The 19,117-nt window shown below is 61.7% G+C and carries 22 protein-coding genes; 14 read left to right on the forward strand and 8 right to left on the reverse strand.

The genetic code is table 11. From position 1 onward, the window contains the following. Window positions 1-33 precede the first annotated feature (33 nt). Window positions 34-1,260 carry a DNA recombination protein RmuC gene (locus ACEN84_RS11020; RefSeq protein WP_413710876.1) on the reverse strand — a complete coding sequence of 409 codons (1,227 nt, stop codon included), beginning with the start codon at window positions 1,258-1,260 and terminating at the stop codon, window positions 34-36. Between the two features lie 205 nt (window positions 1,261-1,465). On the opposite strand from ACEN84_RS11020, the gene ACEN84_RS11025 reads away from it, so the two are divergent. The 7 genes from ACEN84_RS11025 (at window position 1,466) to arsC (ending at window position 6,496) form a co-directional block, all read left to right on the forward strand. Next, window positions 1,466-2,959 carry a methyl-accepting chemotaxis protein gene (locus ACEN84_RS11025; RefSeq protein WP_413710877.1) on the forward strand — a complete coding sequence of 498 codons (1,494 nt, stop codon included), beginning with the start codon at window positions 1,466-1,468 and terminating at the stop codon, window positions 2,957-2,959. A 97-nt stretch (window positions 2,960-3,056) separates the two neighbouring features. Beyond that, entirely contained in the window at window positions 3,057-3,572 is a 516-nt protein-coding gene (gene def / locus ACEN84_RS11030) for a peptide deformylase (protein ID WP_112713665.1), read from the forward strand. Window positions 3,573-3,637: 65 nt separating this feature from the next. Continuing rightward, on the forward strand, window positions 3,638-3,925 hold the full coding sequence (locus tag ACEN84_RS11035) for a FitA-like ribbon-helix-helix domain-containing protein (RefSeq protein WP_413710878.1): 288 nt from the start codon (window positions 3,638-3,640) through the stop codon (window positions 3,923-3,925). Then, complete coding sequence (locus tag ACEN84_RS11040) at window positions 3,922-4,341, forward strand: type II toxin-antitoxin system VapC family toxin (protein ID WP_413710879.1); 420 nt, start codon at window positions 3,922-3,924, stop codon at window positions 4,339-4,341. Before ACEN84_RS11035 ends, ACEN84_RS11040 begins: the two co-directional genes overlap by 4 nt. Before the next feature lie 19 nt (window positions 4,342-4,360). Continuing rightward, window positions 4,361-5,296 (forward strand): methionyl-tRNA formyltransferase, encoded by a 936-nt coding sequence (gene fmt, locus ACEN84_RS11045; RefSeq protein ID WP_413710880.1) that lies wholly within the window; start codon window positions 4,361-4,363, stop codon window positions 5,294-5,296. Further along, entirely contained in the window at window positions 5,296-6,102 is an 807-nt protein-coding gene (truA, locus tag ACEN84_RS11050) for a tRNA pseudouridine(38-40) synthase TruA (RefSeq protein WP_413710881.1), read from the forward strand. The genes fmt and truA overlap by 1 nt, the downstream gene beginning before the upstream one ends. Continuing rightward, window positions 6,080-6,496, forward strand: coding sequence for an arsenate reductase (glutaredoxin) (arsC, locus tag ACEN84_RS11055; RefSeq protein ID WP_413710882.1), 417 nt, complete (start codon window positions 6,080-6,082; stop codon window positions 6,494-6,496). The genes truA and arsC overlap by 23 nt, the downstream gene beginning before the upstream one ends. On the opposite strand, the gene ACEN84_RS11060 is transcribed toward arsC, so the two are convergent. The 3 genes from ACEN84_RS11060 to dapD all read right to left on the reverse strand — a co-directional run bounded on the left by ACEN84_RS11060 (window position 6,484) and on the right by dapD (window position 9,232). Further along, complete coding sequence (locus ACEN84_RS11060) at window positions 6,484-7,080, reverse strand: hypothetical protein (RefSeq protein ID WP_025555447.1); 597 nt, start codon at window positions 7,078-7,080, stop codon at window positions 6,484-6,486. The two genes, arsC and ACEN84_RS11060, sit on opposite strands and share 13 nt — an antisense overlap. Continuing rightward, complete coding sequence (gene dapE / locus ACEN84_RS11065; protein ID WP_413710883.1) at window positions 7,067-8,260, reverse strand: succinyl-diaminopimelate desuccinylase; 1,194 nt, start codon at window positions 8,258-8,260, stop codon at window positions 7,067-7,069. Before dapE ends, ACEN84_RS11060 begins: the two co-directional genes overlap by 14 nt. A gap of 111 nt (window positions 8,261-8,371) precedes the next feature. Continuing rightward, on the reverse strand, window positions 8,372-9,232 hold the full coding sequence (dapD, locus tag ACEN84_RS11070) for a 2,3,4,5-tetrahydropyridine-2,6-dicarboxylate N-succinyltransferase (protein ID WP_025555449.1): 861 nt from the start codon (window positions 9,230-9,232) through the stop codon (window positions 8,372-8,374). Between the two features lie 181 nt (window positions 9,233-9,413). Here dapD and ACEN84_RS11075 point away from each other — a divergent pair, with 181 nt between their 5' ends. Continuing rightward, complete coding sequence (locus ACEN84_RS11075) at window positions 9,414-10,280, forward strand: LOG family protein (RefSeq protein WP_199626066.1); 867 nt, start codon at window positions 9,414-9,416, stop codon at window positions 10,278-10,280. Window positions 10,281-10,329: 49 nt separating this feature from the next. Here the strand turns inward: ACEN84_RS11075 and ACEN84_RS11080 are convergent, their stop codons facing one another. Beyond that, the gene (locus ACEN84_RS11080; RefSeq protein ID WP_130279176.1) at window positions 10,330-10,941 is read right to left on the reverse strand and encodes a calcium-binding protein; all 612 of its coding nucleotides are present in this window, start codon (window positions 10,939-10,941) and stop codon (window positions 10,330-10,332) included. Between the two features lie 101 nt (window positions 10,942-11,042). Beyond that, window positions 11,043-11,750, reverse strand: coding sequence for a pyrimidine 5'-nucleotidase (locus ACEN84_RS11085; protein ID WP_413710884.1), 708 nt, complete (start codon window positions 11,748-11,750; stop codon window positions 11,043-11,045). A 174-nt stretch (window positions 11,751-11,924) separates the two neighbouring features. On the opposite strand from ACEN84_RS11085, the gene bchE reads away from it, so the two are divergent. From bchE to ACEN84_RS11100, 3 genes are read left to right on the forward strand one after another with little or no spacing between them, the layout of a single operon-like run. Beyond that, on the forward strand, window positions 11,925-13,448 hold the full coding sequence (gene bchE / locus ACEN84_RS11090) for a magnesium-protoporphyrin IX monomethyl ester anaerobic oxidative cyclase (RefSeq protein ID WP_413710885.1): 1,524 nt from the start codon (window positions 11,925-11,927) through the stop codon (window positions 13,446-13,448). A 55-nt stretch (window positions 13,449-13,503) separates the two neighbouring features. Further along, the gene (locus ACEN84_RS11095; protein WP_413710886.1) at window positions 13,504-14,583 is read left to right on the forward strand and encodes a bifunctional transcriptional activator/DNA repair enzyme AdaA; all 1,080 of its coding nucleotides are present in this window, start codon (window positions 13,504-13,506) and stop codon (window positions 14,581-14,583) included. Next, entirely contained in the window at window positions 14,580-15,353 is a 774-nt protein-coding gene (locus ACEN84_RS11100; RefSeq protein WP_413710887.1) for an isocitrate lyase/PEP mutase family protein, read from the forward strand. Before ACEN84_RS11095 ends, ACEN84_RS11100 begins: the two co-directional genes overlap by 4 nt. 7 nt (window positions 15,354-15,360) lie before the next feature. On the opposite strand, the gene argB is transcribed toward ACEN84_RS11100, so the two are convergent. Next, window positions 15,361-16,248 (reverse strand): acetylglutamate kinase, encoded by an 888-nt coding sequence (gene argB, locus ACEN84_RS11105; protein WP_025555365.1) that lies wholly within the window; start codon window positions 16,246-16,248, stop codon window positions 15,361-15,363. Window positions 16,249-16,392: 144 nt separating this feature from the next. Between argB and ACEN84_RS11110 the strand changes: the two genes are divergently transcribed. The 3 genes from ACEN84_RS11110 to ACEN84_RS11120 all read left to right on the forward strand — a co-directional run bounded on the left by ACEN84_RS11110 (window position 16,393) and on the right by ACEN84_RS11120 (window position 18,315). Continuing rightward, window positions 16,393-16,932 (forward strand): sigma-70 family RNA polymerase sigma factor, encoded by a 540-nt coding sequence (locus tag ACEN84_RS11110; RefSeq protein ID WP_130279461.1) that lies wholly within the window; start codon window positions 16,393-16,395, stop codon window positions 16,930-16,932. Beyond that, window positions 16,929-17,648 (forward strand): anti-sigma factor domain-containing protein, encoded by a 720-nt coding sequence (locus ACEN84_RS11115; RefSeq protein ID WP_025555363.1) that lies wholly within the window; start codon window positions 16,929-16,931, stop codon window positions 17,646-17,648. Before ACEN84_RS11110 ends, ACEN84_RS11115 begins: the two co-directional genes overlap by 4 nt. Before the next feature lie 109 nt (window positions 17,649-17,757). Continuing rightward, a complete protein-coding gene (locus ACEN84_RS11120) occupies window positions 17,758-18,315 on the forward strand; it encodes a fasciclin domain-containing protein (RefSeq protein ID WP_413710888.1) in 558 nt (185 codons plus the stop codon). 49 nt (window positions 18,316-18,364) lie between these two features. Here the strand turns inward: ACEN84_RS11120 and yihA are convergent, their stop codons facing one another. Then, window positions 18,365-19,021 carry a ribosome biogenesis GTP-binding protein YihA/YsxC gene (gene yihA / locus ACEN84_RS11125; RefSeq protein ID WP_413710889.1) on the reverse strand — a complete coding sequence of 219 codons (657 nt, stop codon included), beginning with the start codon at window positions 19,019-19,021 and terminating at the stop codon, window positions 18,365-18,367. Between the last annotated feature and the right edge of the window lie 96 nt (window positions 19,022-19,117).

The raw sequence follows: 19,117 nt of genomic DNA on the forward strand, positions 1-19,117 counted from the left end.
CCTTTGATTTTGGCGCGACACTGCCCGAAGGCCTCACTCTTCGTCAACCACCCTGAGCTTGAGAAGACCGGTGCGGCTCTCGACGGATTTCGCGGCCGGCTGCGCGTCGCGCTCCGGCTTCGCGCCGTCAGCGGTCGCCTCGAATTCCAGCGCTTCGATCTTGGAGCCGCGCTTGGTCAGCTTGTCGGCAGAGGTGACGATCATGTCGACATCCTTCTGCGCCATGGCGAAATGACCCTGCAGCTTGCGCACACGCTCGTCGAGACGTCCGAGGTCGTCCATCAGGTTTGCGACCTCGCCCTGGATCACATGCGCCTGCGCGCGCATGCGCTGATCCTTGAGGACGGCCTGCATCACCTGGATCGACAGCATCAGCAGCGACGGCGAGACGATGACGATCCGTGACCGGTGCGCCTTCTGGACGATCGGCTCGAAATTCTCGTGGATCTCGGCAAAGATCGATTCCGACGGCACGAACATGAAGGCCGTGTCCTGCGTCTCGCCCTGGATCAGGTATTTTTCGGAAATATCGCGGATATGGATTTCCATGTCGCGGCGAAATTGCTGGGACGCCGCCTTGCCTGCATCCGAACCCCCGGCATCGCGGATCGCGTTCCAGGCCTCCAGCGGAAACTTGGCGTCGATGACCAGCGGCGGCGCGCCATTCGGCATCTTCACCGTGCAGTCCGGGCGCGAGCCGTTCGACAGCGTCTGCTGGAATGCATAGGCGCCCATCGGCAGGCCATCGGCGACGATCGTTTCCATGCGCGACTGGCCGAAGGCACCGCGCGTCTGCTTGTTGGAGAGGATCGCCTGCAGGCCGACGACATCCTTGGCAAGCGTCTGGATGTTGTTCTGCGCCGCATCGATGACGGCGAGCCGCTCCTGAAGCCGCTGCAGGTTCTCGTGCGTCGATTTCGTCTGTTCGGTGATCGTATGGCTGACGCGCTGCGACATGCCGTCCAGCCGCTGGTTGATCGCCTGGTTGAGCTCGGCCTGGCGGGTGCCGAAGACTTCGGCCATCGTCGAGATGCGGCCCTGCATCTCCGCCTGGATCTTCAGCAGTTCGGCCATGCGCGCATCCGCTTCGGCGGAGCGAATGGCCGCTTCCTCATTCTGCTCCCGTCTGAGATTGCCGCTCCTGAAAAGCAGGAAAACCAGCAGAACGATCATCGCGGCGATGGCGCCGCCGACGAGAGCAAGAATGGCCGGATTGATGGCGGCGAGCGAAATGGCGAGCGAGTCGGCGGAATTGTTCATGCCCCACCATAGCAAACTTCAGCGCCCTGACTAGATCAAAACGTGAACATATCAACAGCTGCAGAAGATGCCGCCAAAAGGCCGCAGCCTGCCAAGTTGCTGCAACGATAAATCGTAGCGGGGTTTAACGATTGCTCAACCATATTTTAGAAATGTCGCTGCGGAAACAATTCCTTACATCGCCCCCCGGCAGACAGAGATCATCATGACCAGCCAGCATTCGCAGTCCTCCCTCAAGCAGCGCCTTGATTTCATCGAGCTCGATGATACCGCGCGCAAGACGATGAGCGAGATGCGGCCGGTGATCGGCTCGCTGGTCGGCGGTGCGCTGGACAAGTTCTACGCCAAGATCGCCAAGACCCCTGCCGTCGCCGGCTTCTTCTCCGACAAGTCGCATATGGGCCACGCCAAGAAGGCGCAGGAAAATCACTGGGCGAACCTCGCGGGCGGCAATTTCGACGAGACCTATGTGAAGGGCGTCACCGCCGTCGGCCGCACGCATGCGCGCATCGGTCTGGAGCCGCGCTGGTATATCGGCGGCTACGCGATCGTCATGTCCGAACTCGTGAAGGGCATCATGGAGAAGCAGTGGCCATCGATGTTCGGCCGCCAGCAGGGCAAGGCGCTTGCCGAAAAGCTCTCCGCCGTCATCAAGGCCGCGATGCTCGACATGGATTACTCGATCTCCGTCTATCTCGAGGCGCTCGAAGAGCGGCGCCACAAGCTGGAAGAGGAGCGCGCCAAGGCCGAGGCGGATCAGGCGATGGCGCTCGATCATTTGCGCCGCGGCCTCGAAGCGCTGTCGAACGGCGATCTGGAAGCCTCCCTCCCGGCCGATCTGCCCGGCAATTTCAAGCATATGGCCGAAGACTATAACCGCGCCGTTGCGGCTCTGCGCAGCTCCTTCGGTTCGGTCCGCAGCACGTCTGCCGAAATCCTGAGCGGCACCAACACCATCTCCAAGGCAACCGACGATCTCGCACTGCGCACCGCTCAGCAGGCAGCCGGCGTCGAGGAGAGCTCGGCCGCCCTTCAGCAGCTGTCCGTCAGTGTCGGCCTCACCGCGGCCAATGCCGAGAAGGCTTCGGACGCGGTTCGCGAGACGCAGCAGCGCGCGAAGAGCTCCGGCGAGCTCGTCAGCAGCGCCGTCTCGGCCATGGCAGGCATCGAGAAGTCATCCGACGAGATCGCCAAGATCATCGGCGTCATCGACGAGATCGCCTTCCAGACGAACCTTCTGGCACTGAATGCCGGCGTCGAGGCCGCCCGTGCCGGTGAGGCGGGCAAGGGCTTTGCCGTCGTGGCGCAGGAAGTTCGCCAGCTTGCTCAGCGCACGGCGGAAGCTGCCAAGGAGATCAAGAACCTGATTTCGGAAAGCTCCGCCCAGGTGGACGAAGGTGTCGGCATCGTCAGCAGCACCGGTGAAGCTTTGAACGACATGATCAGCCGCATCGACATGATCAACCATGTCGTCGCCGAGATTGCCGCTGCCGCCCGGGATCAGGCAACCGGTGTCAACGAAGTCAGCGTCGCCATCCGCAACATGGATACGATCACCCAGCAGAATTCCGGCATGGTCGAGCACACCTCTGCCGAAACCCGCCGCCTGCGCGGCGAGGTCAGCAATCTCATGGACCTGCTACAGCGCTTCCGCACCCAGGCCGATATCCGCAGCACCATCAGCCGCCGCGCTGCGTAAGACGAATACGGCGATTTTCCGGAGGCGGCAGCAAAAAACCGCCTTCGGAAGTTTCGGGATAATTCCCACGCCCGAAAAGATAGGTTATGGGAACGCCATGACCATCAAGCCACTCATCATTCTTCCCGATCCCATTCTCCGTCAGGCTTCCAAGCCGATCGAGCGCGTCGACGATGAACTGAAGCGTCTCGCCGACGACATGCTGGAAACCATGTATGACGCGCCGGGCATCGGCCTTGCCGCGATCCAGATCGGCGTACCGCGCCGCATGCTCGTCATTGACGTCTCGCGCGAAGGCGAAGACAAGCAGCCCCAGGTTTTCATCAATCCCGAAATCCTGAAGTCTTCGGACGAGCGCTCTGTCTATGAAGAGGGCTGCCTTTCTATCCCGGATTACTATGCCGAGGTCGAACGTCCCGCCACGATCACCGTCAGATATCTCGACCGCGACGGCAAGGAACTGACCGCCGAAGCCGACGGCCTGCTGGCGACCTGCCTGCAGCACGAAATCGACCACCTGAACGGCGTGCTGTTTATCGACCATATCTCGCGGCTGAAGCGCGAGATGGTGATCAAGAAGTTCACCAAGGCTGCGAAGTCGAAGGCGATCTGACCGGTGCATTGAACCTGTGGTGCCGGTGTACTATGATATCAGTGATATCATGAGCGAGGTGTCGCATGGGCGATCTTCTGATCCGCAATATTCCCGACGCGATGAAGCGTGACATCGCTTCGCGCGCCGAGAAGAATGGCAATAGCCTTTCCGACGAGGCGAAGAGCCTGCTGCAGAAAGCCATGGTCGGCACCTCGGGCGCGGACAAGGCGACACGGTCTGCGCTCGATGGCTTTCGTGAGATATTCTCGCCGCTGACCGAAAAAGAGCAGGAAGAATTCGCGCGTGTCATGGATGAGCTCGAGGCCGAGCGCAAAAAGGATTTCGGCCGGCCTCTTGAGGGGTTCGATTGATCGTTCTCGACACCAATGTGATATCGGAGATTGCCAGACCCGCTTCGAACCTCAAGGTCCTCGCATGGGCGGCTGCACAGTCTGAAGACCACCTCTACCTTTGCGACGTGGTCGTCATGGAGCAATCGTATGGGGCCGAGCGGATTTGGCTTCGAGACAAGTCTCCCCGTTACCGCGAAGTGCTCGATCGGTTACTGGTGGTCTACGGCGGTCGAATACTGGCATTCGACAGACATACGGCAGTTGAAACGGGCAGGCTTCGTGCCCGTCGCGAAGCGATCGGAAGGCCGGTCTCTCTGCAGGACGCCATGATCGCCGCCATCTGCCTCTCGCATGGCGCGACGCTGGCGACCCGCAACATAAAAGATTTCGAGGGGCTTGATCTCAAGCTCGTAAACCCGTTTGAAGACGGTTGATCGCTAACGGCGGAATAGTATGTCACTTCGCATCATCTTCATGGGCACGCCCGAGTTCTCGGTCCCGACGCTGCGCACGCTTGTCGATGCCGGGCATCAGATCGTCGCGGTCTACAGCCAGCCGCCGAGGCCGGGTGGCCGCCGCGGGCTTGATCTGCAGAAATCGCCGGTGCATCAGGCGGCGGAGTTGCTCGGCCTGCCGGTCTTCACGCCGGTCAATTTCAAGGATCCGGAAGAGCGGGAGAAATTCCGCGCCCTCGATGCCGATGTCGCCGTCGTCGTTGCCTATGGCCTTCTGCTTCCCGAAGCGATTCTCACCGGAACGCGCGACGGCTGCTACAACGGTCACGCATCGCTGCTGCCGCGCTGGCGCGGTGCCGCACCGATCCAGCGGGCGATCATGGCCGGTGACGCAAAGACCGGCATGATGGTGATGAAGATGGACAAGGGGCTGGATACCGGCCCCGTCGCACTCACCCGTGAGGTCGAGATCGGCCCGAACATGACGGCCGGTGAGCTGCATGACAAACTGATGCATGTCGGCGCCAAGGTGATCGGCGAGGCGATGGTTGCGCTGGAGAGCGGCAACCTGCCGCTGACGCCGCAGCCGGAAGAAGGCGTGCTCTACGCGAGCAAGATCGACAAGGGTGAAACCCGGATCGACTTCGCCAGGGACGCTGCAGACGTTCACAATCACATCCGCGGTCTGGCGCCGTTCCCGGGTGCGTGGTTTGAACTCGAAATCGGCGGCAAGCCGGAACGCATCAAGGTTCTCGGATCCGAGCTCACCGAAGGCAATGGCCCGGCGGGCGAGTTGCTGAGCGACGATCTGGTCGTGGCCTGCGCGACCGGTGCTATCCGGCTGACCAAGCTTCAGAAGGCCGGCGGCAAGCCTCTGCCTGCCGCAGACTTCCTGCGCGGCACGCCGCTTACCCGCGGCACAAGGATCAGCTGATGCCGCGCTACCGGATGACCGTCGAATATGACGGCGCGCCCTATGTCGGCTGGCAGCGCCAGGACAACGGCCCGTCCGTGCAAGGCGCCATCGAGGCCGCGATCCTGTCGCTGAGCGGCGAGACCGTTTCGATCCGCGGCGCAGGGCGCACCGATTCCGGCGTTCATGGGCTTGGCCAGGTCATTCATGCCGATCTCGCTAGGGAATGGTCACCCTTCAAGCTGCAGAATGCACTGAACGCGCATCTGAAGCTCGCCGGCGAGCGGGTTTCCATCCTTGATGTCGAGGCCGTCAGCGATCTTTTCGACGCCCGCTTCTCGGCGCTGCGCCGCCACTATCTCTATCGCATCATCACCCGCCGCGCGCCGCTGGCGATCGAGGCCGGAAAGGCCTGGTGGGTGCCGAAGGTTCTCGATCACGAGGCCATGCATGCGGCCGCCCAGCGCCTCGTCGGCAACCATGATTTCTCGACCTTCCGCTCGGCGCATTGTCAGGCGAACAGTCCGGTGCGCACGCTGGACAGGCTGGATGTGACGCGCAGTGGCGAGCTCATCGAAATTCGTGCCACGGCGCAGAGCTTCCTGCACAATCAAATCCGATCCTTCGCCGGAACGCTGAAGCTCGCCGGCGAAGGGAAATGGACGCCTGACGATGTGCAGGCAGCGCTCGAAGCCCGCGACCGCAAGGCCTGTGGCCCGGTGGCGCCGCCGGATGGCCTCTATTTCATGCAGGTCGACTACCCCGATGTAATCACGGATAGGCGCGCAACGGCGGAGAGCAGCGATGACGGTGAAGATTTATCATAACCCGGCCTGCGGCACCTCGCGCAACACTCTGGCGATGATCCGTCAGTCCGGCGAGGAACCCGATGTCATCGAGTATCTGAAGACGCCGCCAACCCGTGGCGAGCTGATTGCCCTGATCGCAGAACTGGGGATGTCCGCACGCGATCTGCTGCGCGAGAAGGGCACGCCCTATCACGAGCTCGGCCTCGATAATCCCGCATTCTCGGACGATGAACTGGTCGATGCGATGATGGCCCATCCGATCCTGATCAACCGGCCGATCGTGGTGACAGAGAAGGGCGCGCGCCTCTGCCGTCCGTCCGAACTGGTGCTCGACATCCTTCCCAATGCCGATATCGGAAGCTTCACCAAGGAAGACGGCGAAGTCGTTCCCGGCCGAAATCAGGCCGGATAGATCCCGAGAAACTTCTGCAGATATTCGGCAAGCATCATCGTCGGCACCAGAAGTGCCAGCGTCAGCGCCCCGACCATCAGCCCGTGGCCGTGAAAGATCATCCGCAGGATGCGCGCCAGGATGAAAACCTGCGCGATCATTAGGATCAGCAGCAGGATGGAAACGATGCTGACCGTGCCCGGAATGAAGAACACCAGCGCCAGCAGCAGGCCGTTGATATAGGAGAGCGGCACACCCAGCCAGTTGACGCTGACGACGACGGCGGCGAAGCGGTTGCCCATCTTGAAGATCAGCAGCAGGATTCCGGTGAGAACCAGCGGCACGAACCAGTTGGCGATCTCGACCATCCCCAGCCGGAAATAGAAGGGCAGGCCGACATCGTAATGCGGCGGCATCGTCTGCAGGAAGGCCTGTCGCCACCAGAGCCAGGAGATCCCCATGGGCGGCAGGCACCAGACCATCGCCCAGAAGGAACGGTTGACGCCGCGATCCGAGACATCGAGAAAGCGGAAACCGCGCGGATCCATGCGGATCAGCAGCCAGAGCCCCGCCAGATAATATTGGACTTCCCTAAGCCCCGGCATTCTCGAACCAGCGCTCGATGAAGGTCTGATAGATTTGCGTCAGCGTCTCCAGGTCGGCGACCGACACGCGCTCGTCCACCATGTGCATGGTCTGCCCGACGAGGCCGAATTCGACGACCGGGCAGTAATCCTTGATGAACCGCGCATCCGAGGTGCCGCCCGTCGTCGAGAGCTTCGGGGCCTTGCCCGTAATGTTCTCGACGGCCGAGGAGAGCGAGGCGATCAGCGCATTGTTGCGCGTCAGGAAGGCATGGCTGGGACGATCGGCCCAGATGATCTCGTAGCGAACCGGCTCGCGGCCTGGACGCAGTACGCCCTCTGCCGCAGCGGCATCGAGACGGCGGATGATTTCCGCCCGCAGCGTATCGGCGGTCCAGGTGTCGTTGAAGCGGATGTTGAAGCTCGCCGTCGCCTTCGCCGGAATGACGTTGGTCGCCGGGTTGCCGACATCGACGGTCGTCACTTCGAGGTTGGAGGCCTGGAAGCTCTCGGTACCGCCATCGAAGGGCGGATCCATCAGCGCCGTCGTCAGCTGCAGCAGGCCGCGCACCGGATTGTCGGCAAGATGCGGATAGGCGGCGTGGCCCTGGACGCCGTGAACGGTGATCTTGCCCGAAAGCGAACCGCGGCGGCCGATCTTGATCATGTCGCCGAGCGCATCGGGATTGGTCGGTTCGCCGACGACGCAGGCATCCCAGCGCTCGCCGCGCTCCGCTGCCCATTGCAGCAGCTTGATCGTACCGTTGATCGAGGGTCCCTCTTCGTCACCGGTGATCAGGAAGGAAATCGAGCCCTTCGGAGCGCCATGCTTTTCGACATGCCGTGCAACGGCGGCCACGAAGCAGGCGATGCCACCCTTCATGTCGACGGCGCCGCGGCCAAACATCTCGCCGCCGGCGATTTCCGCCGCAAAGGGTGGGTACGTCCATGCCGTCTCGTCACCGACAGGCACGACATCCGTATGCCCGGCAAACATCAGGTGCGGGCCGTCATCGCCGATCCGCGCATAGAGGTTCTCCACATCGGGCGTGCCCGGCTCGGTGGCCATCACCTTGTCGACCTTGAAACCGAGCGGCGAAAGCATCGCGTCGAGCGCCGAGAGCGCGCCGCCTTCGGCGGGCGTAACGGACGGGCAGCGGATGAGGGTCTGGAGATTGGCGACGGGATCGGTAGCGGTCATGACGGTCGAATTATCCGGCAGGAATGGCAAAGACATGGCAAGGCGGAAACCCGCCTCGCGTTAAGAGAGTGCCGTGTGTTTACCGGATCGCGGTCCGGCTGTCACTGCAGCTTAGTCGCGCAGCAGCTCGTTGATGCCGGTCTTCGAGCGGGTCTGCTCGTCGACGCGCTTGACGATGACGGCGCAGTAGAGATGCGGTGCCGGCAGGCCGTTCGCCATGGTCTTGTTGCCTGATGGCATCGAGCCGGCGACGACGACGGAATAGGGCGGTACTTCGCCATACATCACTTCGCCGGTGGCGCGATCGACGATCTTGGTCGATTTGCCGATATAGACGCCCATGCCGAGGACCGAGCCCTCGCGGATGATGCAGCCTTCGACGACTTCCGAGCGGGCGCCGATGAAGCAATTGTCTTCGATGATCGTCGGGCCGGCTTGCATCGGCTCGAGAACGCCGCCGATGCCGACGCCGCCGGAAAGATGCACATGCTTGCCGATCTGCGCGCAGGATCCGACCGTCGCCCAGGTATCGACCATCGTGCCTTCGCCGACATAGGCGCCGAGGTTGACGAAGGAGGGCATCAGCACGACATTCTTGGCGATGAAGGCCGAGCGGCGCACCACGCAGTTCGGAACTGCACGGAAGCCGGCGTCACGATACTGGTTTTCGCCCCAGCCTTCGAACTTCGAGGGAACCTTGTCCCACCAGGTCGAGTTGCCCGAACCGCCCTTGACGACTTCCATGTCGTTCAGGCGGAAGGAGAGCAGCACGGCTTTCTTGAGCCACTGGTTGACCGTCCAGGCGCCATCGGCACCACGCTCGGCCACACGAGCCTTGCCGCCATCGAGCAGTTCGAGCGCAGCTTCCACCGCATCGCGAACTTCGCCCTTGGTCGACGTGCTGACGCTGTCGCGGTTGTCGAAGGCCGCTTCGATGGTCTTTTCGAGGGATGCGAGATCGGTAGCGCTCATGAGGATTCCTTAAACTTCGAACTTTATCCTGAAGGCTACAGCGCCTCCGGGAATTGTGATCGGCAAGATGCGATCTGCTCTATCGCATGGACGCCCAAAATGGAATGATTTTTCGAACCAGATCGTTCTGGATTCAAGGCGTTAAAGACGTCGCTTGGTAAGGACTGAAAGGCATTTGAGAATGGCAAAGGGTAAGAATGGCAGGCTCCGGCGTAAGGATGGGGTCTGGGATCCGCTGAAGACGAGCGAAACCGACAAGGATCGCGCCCGCGCCGTACCGAAAACGCCTCAGACACTATCGCCGTCCTATCGCTTGGCCTATGTCGACGAAGACTTCCTTTGCCGCGAGGAACTGCGCCCGATCCGCCTTCAGCTCGAACTGCTGAAGCCGGAAATGCTGCTGGCCGAACGCGGCATCAAATCGACGGTCGTCATGTTCGGCGGCGCCCGCATTCCGGCCCCCGGCCAGAGCGCCTGGGCGGCGCGCAACGATATCCAGCGCGCCAATCTCGAGGCCGCCTCGGTCTATTACGACGAGGCCCGCAAGTTTGCCCGCCTCTGCTCGCGCTATTCTGCGGCGCACGATTTCCATGAATATGTGATCGTCACGGGCGGCGGGCCGGGCGTGATGGAAGCCGGCAATCGTGGCGCTGCGGATGAAGGCGCCCCTTCGATCGGCCTCAACATCGTGCTGCCGCACGAGCAGGCGCCAAACGTCTATGTGACACCGGAGCTCAGCTTCAATTTCCACTATTTCGCCATCCGCAAGATGCACTTCATGGTGCGCGCCAAGGCGATCGCGGTGTTTCCCGGCGGCTTCGGCACGCTCGACGAGTTCTTCGAGTGCCTGACGCTGATCCAGACCGGCCGCATGGAAAAGATGCCGCTGATCCTGTTCGGTGAAAAGTTCTGGCGCAGCATCGTCAATTTCGAGGCGCTTGCCGAGTTCGGCACCATCGCCCCTGACGACGTCAATCTCATCAGTTTTGTCGACACGGCAGACGCTGCCTGGAAGATCATCCAGGATTTCTACGAGCACCAGGAATAAGAAAAAACCCGCCGCGAGACGCGGCGGGTTCCAATCTTTCCAGCCTCTCTTAGAGGAACGGCCGGTCGGGCATATCGTCGATCGAGATGAAGCCGTCCTTATTGGTGTCCAGGCGGTCGAAGAAGCGGCTCATCGCATCTTCTGCTTCCTGCTTGGAGATTTGGCCGTTCTCGTCCTTGTCGACGCGGCGCATCATCGCGGCGAACATCATGTCGCCGCCATGGCGCTTGCCCCAGCGGTGGCCATCGGGGCCGCCGTGCGGGCCCTTGCCGTCGTTCTGCGCCATCTGCTGATCGTCGCCGCCGTCCTTCTTGGCGTCCTTGTGCGCATCGCGCCAGGCCTTGATCTGCGCCTGGTGATATTCGCGGATCTCGCCGGGCGTCAGGCTGCCGTCATTGTTCTTGTCGGCGGCCGCGAAGATCTTGTCGACACCATCGATCGCTTCCTGCTTGGAAATCTTGCCGTCCTTGTTCTCGTCGAACTGCTTCAGCATGCGCACGAAGGCGATTTCACGGAAGGCGGCGCCGCGCGGCCCGCCCATCATTTCGTGGTGATGGCGCGGCCGGTCGGGATGTTTGCCGTTGGCAGCAAAGCTCGCGCCGGCGGCTCCGGCGATCAGAGCGGCGGAGAGACCTGCCAGGATAAGCTTGTTGCGATACATGAGAATTCCTTTCGGTTCGTATCCCTTCACGACCAAAAGGTAAGGCTGCGATGCCGGAAAACCCAATTAAACCTAGGTAAGCTGGATGAAACTTTCGTAAGTCAGCCGGTAATCTTCGCCAGGAATGCGGTGAGGTCGTCGGTGACGAAATCGATGTGATCCTCGTCGCCGCTGGTCTTCTCCCACCACTCGACGACGGTGTCTTCGAGGTTGTTCGGCACCAGAAGAACCGTCGCCATTCCGAGAGCCTTGGGTACCACCAGATTGCGCGGCAGGTCCTCGAACATCGCGGCCTTCCTGGTTTCGACGCGCTTCAGGGCCATGAACTTGTCATAGGTCACCTGCGCCGGCTTCGGCACGAAATCGGCAGCGACGATGTCGAAGATATCGTCGAAATGATCGAGAATGCCGAGCGCGCCCGCTGCCATCTCCGCATGCTTTACGCTGCCATTGGTGAAGATGAACTTCCGGCCCGGCAGCGCCTTGATCGCCTCGCCAAGCTCCGGTTGCGGCAGCAGCGAGGAGTAATCGATCGCATGCGCCTTCTCGAGGAAATCGTTGGGATCGACCCCATGATGGATCATCAGCCCCTGAAGCGTCGTGCCGTGATCGAAATAATACTGCTTCTGGAGTTTCCGCGCCTCGTCCCGCTCCAACTGCAACAGCGCCGACACATAGGCCGTCATGTTCTTGTCGATCTGCGCGAAGAGATTGATGTGATGCGGGTAGAGCGTGTTGTCGAGGTCGAAGACCCATTCGCTCACATGCGCAAAATCGGAAGTCGTCGGAGTGCGGTCGATCTTTGTCATGCGCGCCTTATGGCATGCCTCGCGCAGGAAACCAAAATCTTTTGCGCGGTCCAGGCGGCAAAGCACTTCGCGAAAATGCCTTCAAGTCTCCACAACTTTAAGAGGATTTTGACCTGATGCCGCCATGTATCGCTGTTGATTTATGCTTAGAGGCTGGCGCACCGGGGGCAGTGCATGAAAATCGTTCTGATAAACCCACCTCATACCGCGATCGGCAGCCGCATTCCCGACGACCATCTTCCGCCGCTCGGACTTCTCGCGGTTGGTGGTCCCCTAATCGATGACGGTCACGCCGTCCGGCTTGTCGATGCCGAGTTCGGGCCGATGGCGATCCCTGACATCGTCAGTCACGTCGGCGATCCCGATCTTGTGTTGATCGGCCACTCGGGTTCGACGTCAGCGCATCCGACGGCCTGTGCGATCGCGCAGGCCATCAAGGCCGTCAAGCCAGGGATACGCATCGTTTATGGCGGGGTCTTCCCGACCTATCACTGGCGCGAGGTGCTGGCGGAAACGGAGGCCTTCGATGTCTTGGTGCGCGGGGAGGGCGAGGAGACGATGCGGCGCCTGGCTGCTGCGCTGGAAAATGGCGGTCCGCTCGGCTCAGTCCCGGGCATCGCTTTCCGAAGCGAAGCCGGTGAGATCGTGGCGACGCCGCCGATGCAGGCGATTTCCGACCTTGATGACTATCGCATCGGCTGGGAGCTGATCGATCATCGCCGCTACAGCTATTGGGGTGGAAAGCGCGCGGTCGTCCTGCAGTTCTCGCGGGGCTGTCCCCATCTTTGCAACTACTGCGGCCAGCGCGGTTTCTGGACGCGGTGGCGCCACCGGTCGCCCGTACTCTTCGCCCGCGAGATCGCGCGCCTTTATCGCGAAGAGGGCGTCGAGCTGATCAATCTCGCCGACGAGAACCCGACTTCCTCGCGAAAGGCATGGCTCGCTTTTCTGGAAGCGATGATCGCCGAGAACGTCCCGGTCCAGATCGTCGGTTCGACGCGGGCCGACGACATCGTGCGCGATGCCGACATCCTTCATCTCTATCGCAAGGCCGGGGTCGTCCGATGGCTTCTCGGCATGGAGAATACCGACGAGGCAACGCTGGCGCTGATCAAGAAGGGCGGCGGCAAGGCCACGGACCGCGAGGCGATCCGGCTCCTGCGCCAGCACGACATTCTTTCGATGGCGACATGGGTCGTCGGGTTCGAGGAGGAGAAGCTGAGCGATCTCTGGCGCGGCTTCCGCCAGTTGCTCGCCTATGATCCCGACCAGATCCAGGCGCTCTATGTGACGCCGCATCGCTGGACGCCGTTCTTCCGCATCGCGCGCAGCAGGCAGGTGATCGAGGCCGACATCCGCAAATGGGACTACAAGCATCAGGTCCTGCAGATGCGGCATCTGCACCCGGCCGTCCTGCTCGCTGCCGTCAAGCTGATCGAGGTCGCAATCCAGGCCCGCCCGAAGGCGCTGATGCGCATCCTCTTCCATCGCGACAGGCAGCAGCGCCATTCCATGCGGTGGTATACGCAGATGGGGCGCCGCGTCTGGGTGCATGAGATATTCGAGTTTCTCTTTCGGCGGTGGCATCTTAAGGCTGGTCCCAGCCTCGAAGCATTCTGGGGCGCGCCGCAGGATGCCGAGGAGGAATCCATGCTGCGTCCTGCAAGGCGTGCGAAAAGCCTCGACGCCGCCGAATAAAATAGACGCCCGTTTTCGGGCGGACGGCGGGTCTGTGGGGTGGTAGAAAGACGCCATGCTGTTTGATCTGCCAGATGACGATGCGCTTTATGGTGCGCTGATTGCCCGGAGCTTCGACTACGAGGGGCTCGCTTATGCCTGCGTCAAAACGACGGGCGTCTTCTGCCGGCTGACCTGCCCGGCGCGCAAGCCGAAGCGGGAGAATACGCTGTTCTATGATTCCATCGCCACCTGCATGCAGTCGGGCTTCCGTCCCTGTCAGCGCTGCAGACCGCTGGAGCAGGCGGGGCGTGAAGCGATCGTCGATGATCTCCTGAAGGCGCTGGATCGTGATCCCTCGGTGCGCTGGACGGAGGATGATCTCGTCGATCTCGGCTACGATCCCTCGACCGTTCGCCGTGCCTTCAAGCGTGCGCTCGGCATGACCTTTCTCGATATCGCCCGTTACCGCCGCCTCGGTCAGGCCGCCAAGCAGCTGGCCAATGGCGCCCGCGTCATCGATGCGCAGCTGGATGCCGGCTATGAATCCGCCAGCAGCTTTCGCGCTGCCTTCCACCGGATGATCGGCAAGGCGCCCGTGATCGTGCAGAACCGCGAACTGCTCTTTGCCGATATCTTCGATACGCCGCTCGGGCCGATGATCGCGGTCGCCGACCAGACGCATCTGCATCTCCTCGAGTTTCACGATCGCAAGGCCTTGCCGGGCGAACTCGAGAAGCTGCAGCGCAAGACGCGCTCGACCGTCGCAGCCGGAAGGACGCCGGCAATCGACCGGATAGAAGCGGAGATGAAAGCCTATTTCGAGGGTCGGCTGACGGAATTTGAGACGCCGCTGGCGCTGAGTTTCGCGACCGATTTCGAGCGGGAAATATGGGCGAGGCTGATCCGCATTCCGGTCGGCGAGACGCGCGCCTATGGCGATCTCGCGCGCGACATGGACAATCCGCAGGTCGTCCGGGCCGTGGGGCGGGCGAACGGCGCCAACCAGATCGCCGTCGTCATCCCCTGCCACCGGCTGATCGGGGCGGACGGGTCGCTGACCGGATACGGCGGTGGCCTCTGGCGCAAGCAGTGGCTTTTGAAACACGAAGCAAAGATGCGGGTAGCAAGGCCCGAAATGGAGGATGCATCATGAACCAGGCGGACAAGGCAAAGGCATTCGCAGCACTGCACCAGAGGGGCAAGCCGGTCGTTCTCTACAATATATGGGATGCCGGAACGGCAAAGGCGGTTGCCGAGCGCGGCGCCAAGGCGCTGGCGACGGGCAGCTGGTCGGTTGCCGCTGCGCAGGGCTATGCCGATGGCCAGGAGCTGCCGATGGCGGCACTTATCGATACGGCGAGAGCAATCGCCGCATCGACCGATCTGCCATTATCCGTCGATTTCGAGGGCGCCTATTCAGAAGAGCCGGATGGTGCTGCGGCCAATGTCGCCAAGGTGATCGAAGCCGGAGCGATCGGCATCAATTTCGAGGATCAGATCGTCGGCGGGAGTGGCCTGCATCCGGTGGAAAAGCAGGCGGCCAAGATCAAGGCGATCCGGGCGATGGCGGATGCCCGCGGCATCGCGTTCTTCATCAATGCTAGAACCGATCTCTTCCTTGCAGAACGCGATGAGGCCAAGCATGCAGGTCTCGTCGACGAGGCGATCGCGCGCGGCAAGGCCTATGCGGCGGCCGGTGCCAATGGCCTCTTTGTGCCCGGCCTCGCTAATCCTGCGCTCATCGAGAAAATCTGCGCGGCTTCCACCCTGCCGGTCAACATCATTATGCGCGCGGGTGTCCCTGACGCGAAAATCCTGGCAAGCCTTGGCGTCGGCCGTATCAGCTACGGCCCAGGACCTTACCGGATGATGATGGAAAAGCTGAAGGCAGCCGCGGCAGCGGTCTACGCCGCCGCGCCTTGAAGGGTGATCAGGGCACGATCAGCGTGCCCGCACCATGTTCCGTGAAGATTTCGAGCAGGACGGAATGCGCCGTCTTGCCGTTCAGGATGACGACGCCCTGGACGCCCGCCTTGATGGCGTCGATGCAGGTCTCGACCTTCGGGATCATGCCGCCCGAGATCGTGCCGTCGGCGATCAGCGCATGCGCCTGGGCGACCGACAGTTCCTTGATCAGGTTGCCCTGCTTGTCGAGAACGCCGGGAACGTCGGTGAGGAAGAGCAGGCGGGTGGCGTTCAGCGCACCGGCGATCGCGCCTGCGAACGTATCGGCATTGATGTTGTAGGTCGCGCCGTCGCGGCCGGGTGCGACCGGTGCGATAACGGGGATCATCTCGGAGCGGGCGAGCAGGTCGAGCAGCGTGCGGTCGACTTCGACCACTTCGCCGACGAAGCCGAGATCGAGAACGCGCTCGATGTTGGAATCCGGATCCTTGATCTTCTTCTGCGCCTTTTCGGCGAAGACCATGTTGCCGTCCTTGCCGCAGAGGCCGATCGCCCATTCGCCGGTCTGGTTGATCAGCGCGACGATTTCCTTGTTGATCGAGCCGGCGAGAACCATCTCGACGATCTCGACCGTCTTGGCGTCGGTAACGCGCAGGCCGCCTTCGAACTTGGATTCGATGCCCATCTTCGTCAGCATCGCGCCGATCTGAGGACCGCCGCCGTGGACGACGATCGGATTGACGCCCGACTGCTTCAGAAGCGCGATGTCGCTGGCGAAAGCCTTGCCGAGTTCGGGGTTGCCCATGGCATGGCCGCCGTATTTCACGACGATCGTCTTGTTCTCGTAGCGCTGCATGTAAGGCAGCGCCTGCGCGAGAAGATGGGCCTGCATTTCGCTTTCGGACTGGTTCATGGCTTACCCCGCAGAATGGATCGCGGGCCTTTTATCTCAAGTTTTTGACAGATGGAATAATGTGCAGGTCATTAGTTGGCTGCGCTCTTGTCAATTTTGCGCCCTGCCTTTTATCTAGGGGAGCACAGGGAGAGCGGCAGCGGCATGACAGGCGACGAACTCGCAAGACTGATTGGCCGCGTGGCGATGTCCGACCGCCAGGCGTTCGTCGCACTTTATCGAGAAACAAGCCCGAAACTTTTTGCGATCTGCCTGCGTATCTTGAAGGATCGGGCGGAAGCCGAGGAGGCGTTGCAGGAGATCTATGTGAAGATCTGGCAGCGCGCCAAGGCCTTCGCCTCATCGCAGGGCGCTCCCAATTCCTGGCTTGCGGCAATTGCGCGCAATCAGGCAATCGACACGATGCGGGCACGAAAGCCGGTCGCCGACGAATTGGACACCGCCTACGATCTTGCCGACTCCGGATTGGATCCGGAAAAGCAAGCTATGATATCCGATGAAGGAAGGCGGATTGACACCTGCATGGAAGAGTTGGAAGCTGACAGGGCGACATCGGTTAGGCGGGCCTATGTCGAAGGACTGAGCTACCAGGAACTTGCCGATCAGTTCGGCGTTCCGCTCAACACCATGCGGACATGGCTGCGGCGCAGCCTTTTGAAGCTGAGAGAGTGCATGGAACGATGACATCGCCTGATCAAAGCAAGGGAGGCCGCTCTCGCGACGAAGTGCTCGCAGGCGAGTATGTTCTTGGCGTTCTCTCTTACCAGGATCGGCGGGTCGTCGAAGAACGCATGCGCCGCGACCGGCAGTTTGCCGCCATCGTCAGCCGATGGGAAACCAACCTCTCCGCCTTCAATGATGAATATGAAAGTGTCGCCCCGAGCCGCGAGACTTTCAAGCAGGTCGAGGCCCGGCTTTTCGGCGATGCGGCGCATTCGCCCTCTTTCTCGCGCGGCCTCTGGAATTCGGCGGTCTTCTGGCGCTCGCTGACCTTCGCCTCGCTGGTCGTTGCCGCCGGTGCTATCATTTTCGCCTCCGGCATCGTGCCGCCGCCGCAGGGCGCAGCGCCGCTGGTGGCGGAATTGTCGGCCGCAGGCAGTCAGGTCAATCTGCTGGCTTCCTATCAGGCAGATACCGGTCGTCTTCGCATCGTCCCTGTCGCAGCCGGCAAGCCCGAAGAGAAATCGCTGCAGCTCTGGCTCGTCCCGGGAAGCGGTGCGCCGCAGTCTCTCGGCGTCTTCCAGCCGGGTGAGGGCGGCGATCTCCTGATCCCGGCCAATATGCGCAGCCAAATCGGCGAAGGCGCGACGCTCGCCGTCAGCCTCGAACCCTTCGGCGGCTCGACCACGGGCTTGCCAACCGGACCCGTGATCGCCAGCGGCGCGGCACACCACCCGTAAAAACTTCAGTCCCGTCTGAAACTCTTTTCCGAAAGCCTCCGTAGATCTCCTGACCGGGCGGCGCGAGGCATCAGGCCAGCGTTACGCGGCCGGTTTGGAGGAGAAGATCATGCTCAAGTCCGCTATGCGCACCATCGCGCTTGCTGCCGCCGTATCCGGGATCGCCTTTGCGGCCCAGGCGAAGAACCCGATGGTCGGCGGTGCACCCATGTACCCGACGAAAAATATCGTCGAGAATGCCGTTCACTCCAAAGATCACACCACGCTCGTTGCAGCCGTGAAGGCGGCGGGCCTGGTTTCCACGCTCGAAGGCAAAGGGCCGTTCACGGTATTTGCGCCCACCAACGAGGCTTTCGCGGCCCTTCCGGCCGGTACCGTCGATACGCTGCTCAAGCCGGAGAACAAGGCCAAGCTCACCAAGGTGCTGACCTGCCACGTCATTGCCGCCGACGCGATGTCGAAGACGGTTGCCAAGATGATCAAGGACGATGGCGGCGAGCACGACATCAAGACGGTCGGCGGCTGCATCATCAAGGCCAAGGAAAGCATGGGCAAGATCACGCTGACCGATGAAAACGGCGGCGTCGCCCATGTGACCATCGCCGACGTCAAACAGTCAAACGGTGTCATCCACGTCATCGACAAGGTGCTTCTGCCGAAGATGTAAATGATTGCAGGCAGGAGACTGTGGGGAGGCGCCTTTCGGGGCGCCTCTTTCATTTCCAGTTGGTGATTTCCACCGTTTCGGCGATCGCCTGGCGCAGATCGTCCAGTCCGTCGCTCTTCTCAGAAGATGTAGCGATCACGAAAGGATAGGCGGCCGGGCGCTTCTTGATCTTCTCGGCGGTCTCCGCGAGCAGCTTGACGACAGCCGGCGGCTTGATCTTGTCGGTCTTGGTAAGCACGATCTGGTAGGAGACGGCGGCCTTGTCGAGCAGCGTCAGCACGTCCTCGTCGTTCTTCTTGATGCCGTGGCGGCTGTCGATCAGCACATAGACGCGCTTCAGCGTCGCGCGGCCGCGCAGGTAATCGAAGACCAGTTTCGTCCAGGTGTCGACCTGATCTTTCGGCGCCTGCGCATAGCCGTAGCCCGGCATGTCGACCAGCGCCATCGGCGGCAGGTCGCCGCCTTCGCCGGTATAGCCGTCGGGCACGAAGTAATTGAGCTCCTGGGTGCGGCCCGGCGTGTTCGATGTACGCGCCAGACCTTTGTGGCCGACAAGCGCATTGATCAGCGACGACTTGCCGACATTCGAGCGCCCGGCAAAGGCAACCTCGAAAGGTCCTTCCGGCGGCAGGAATTTCATGGACGGCACGCCGCGGATAAAGATCCACGGGCGTCCGAAGAGTGGCTTGTCGTTCTTGTCCGTCATCCGGCCCTTATCCAGTATCAGAGGTCTGTCAGCTACCGCATTCAGCTTTTGCGGCCCAATGTCAACCTTGCGGCTGAGCGGTAACGGCGCCCTGAA

It is taken from the genome of Rhizobium sp. Rhizsp82 (assembly GCF_047325115.1).
GTDB lineage: Bacteria > Pseudomonadota > Alphaproteobacteria > Rhizobiales > Rhizobiaceae > Rhizobium.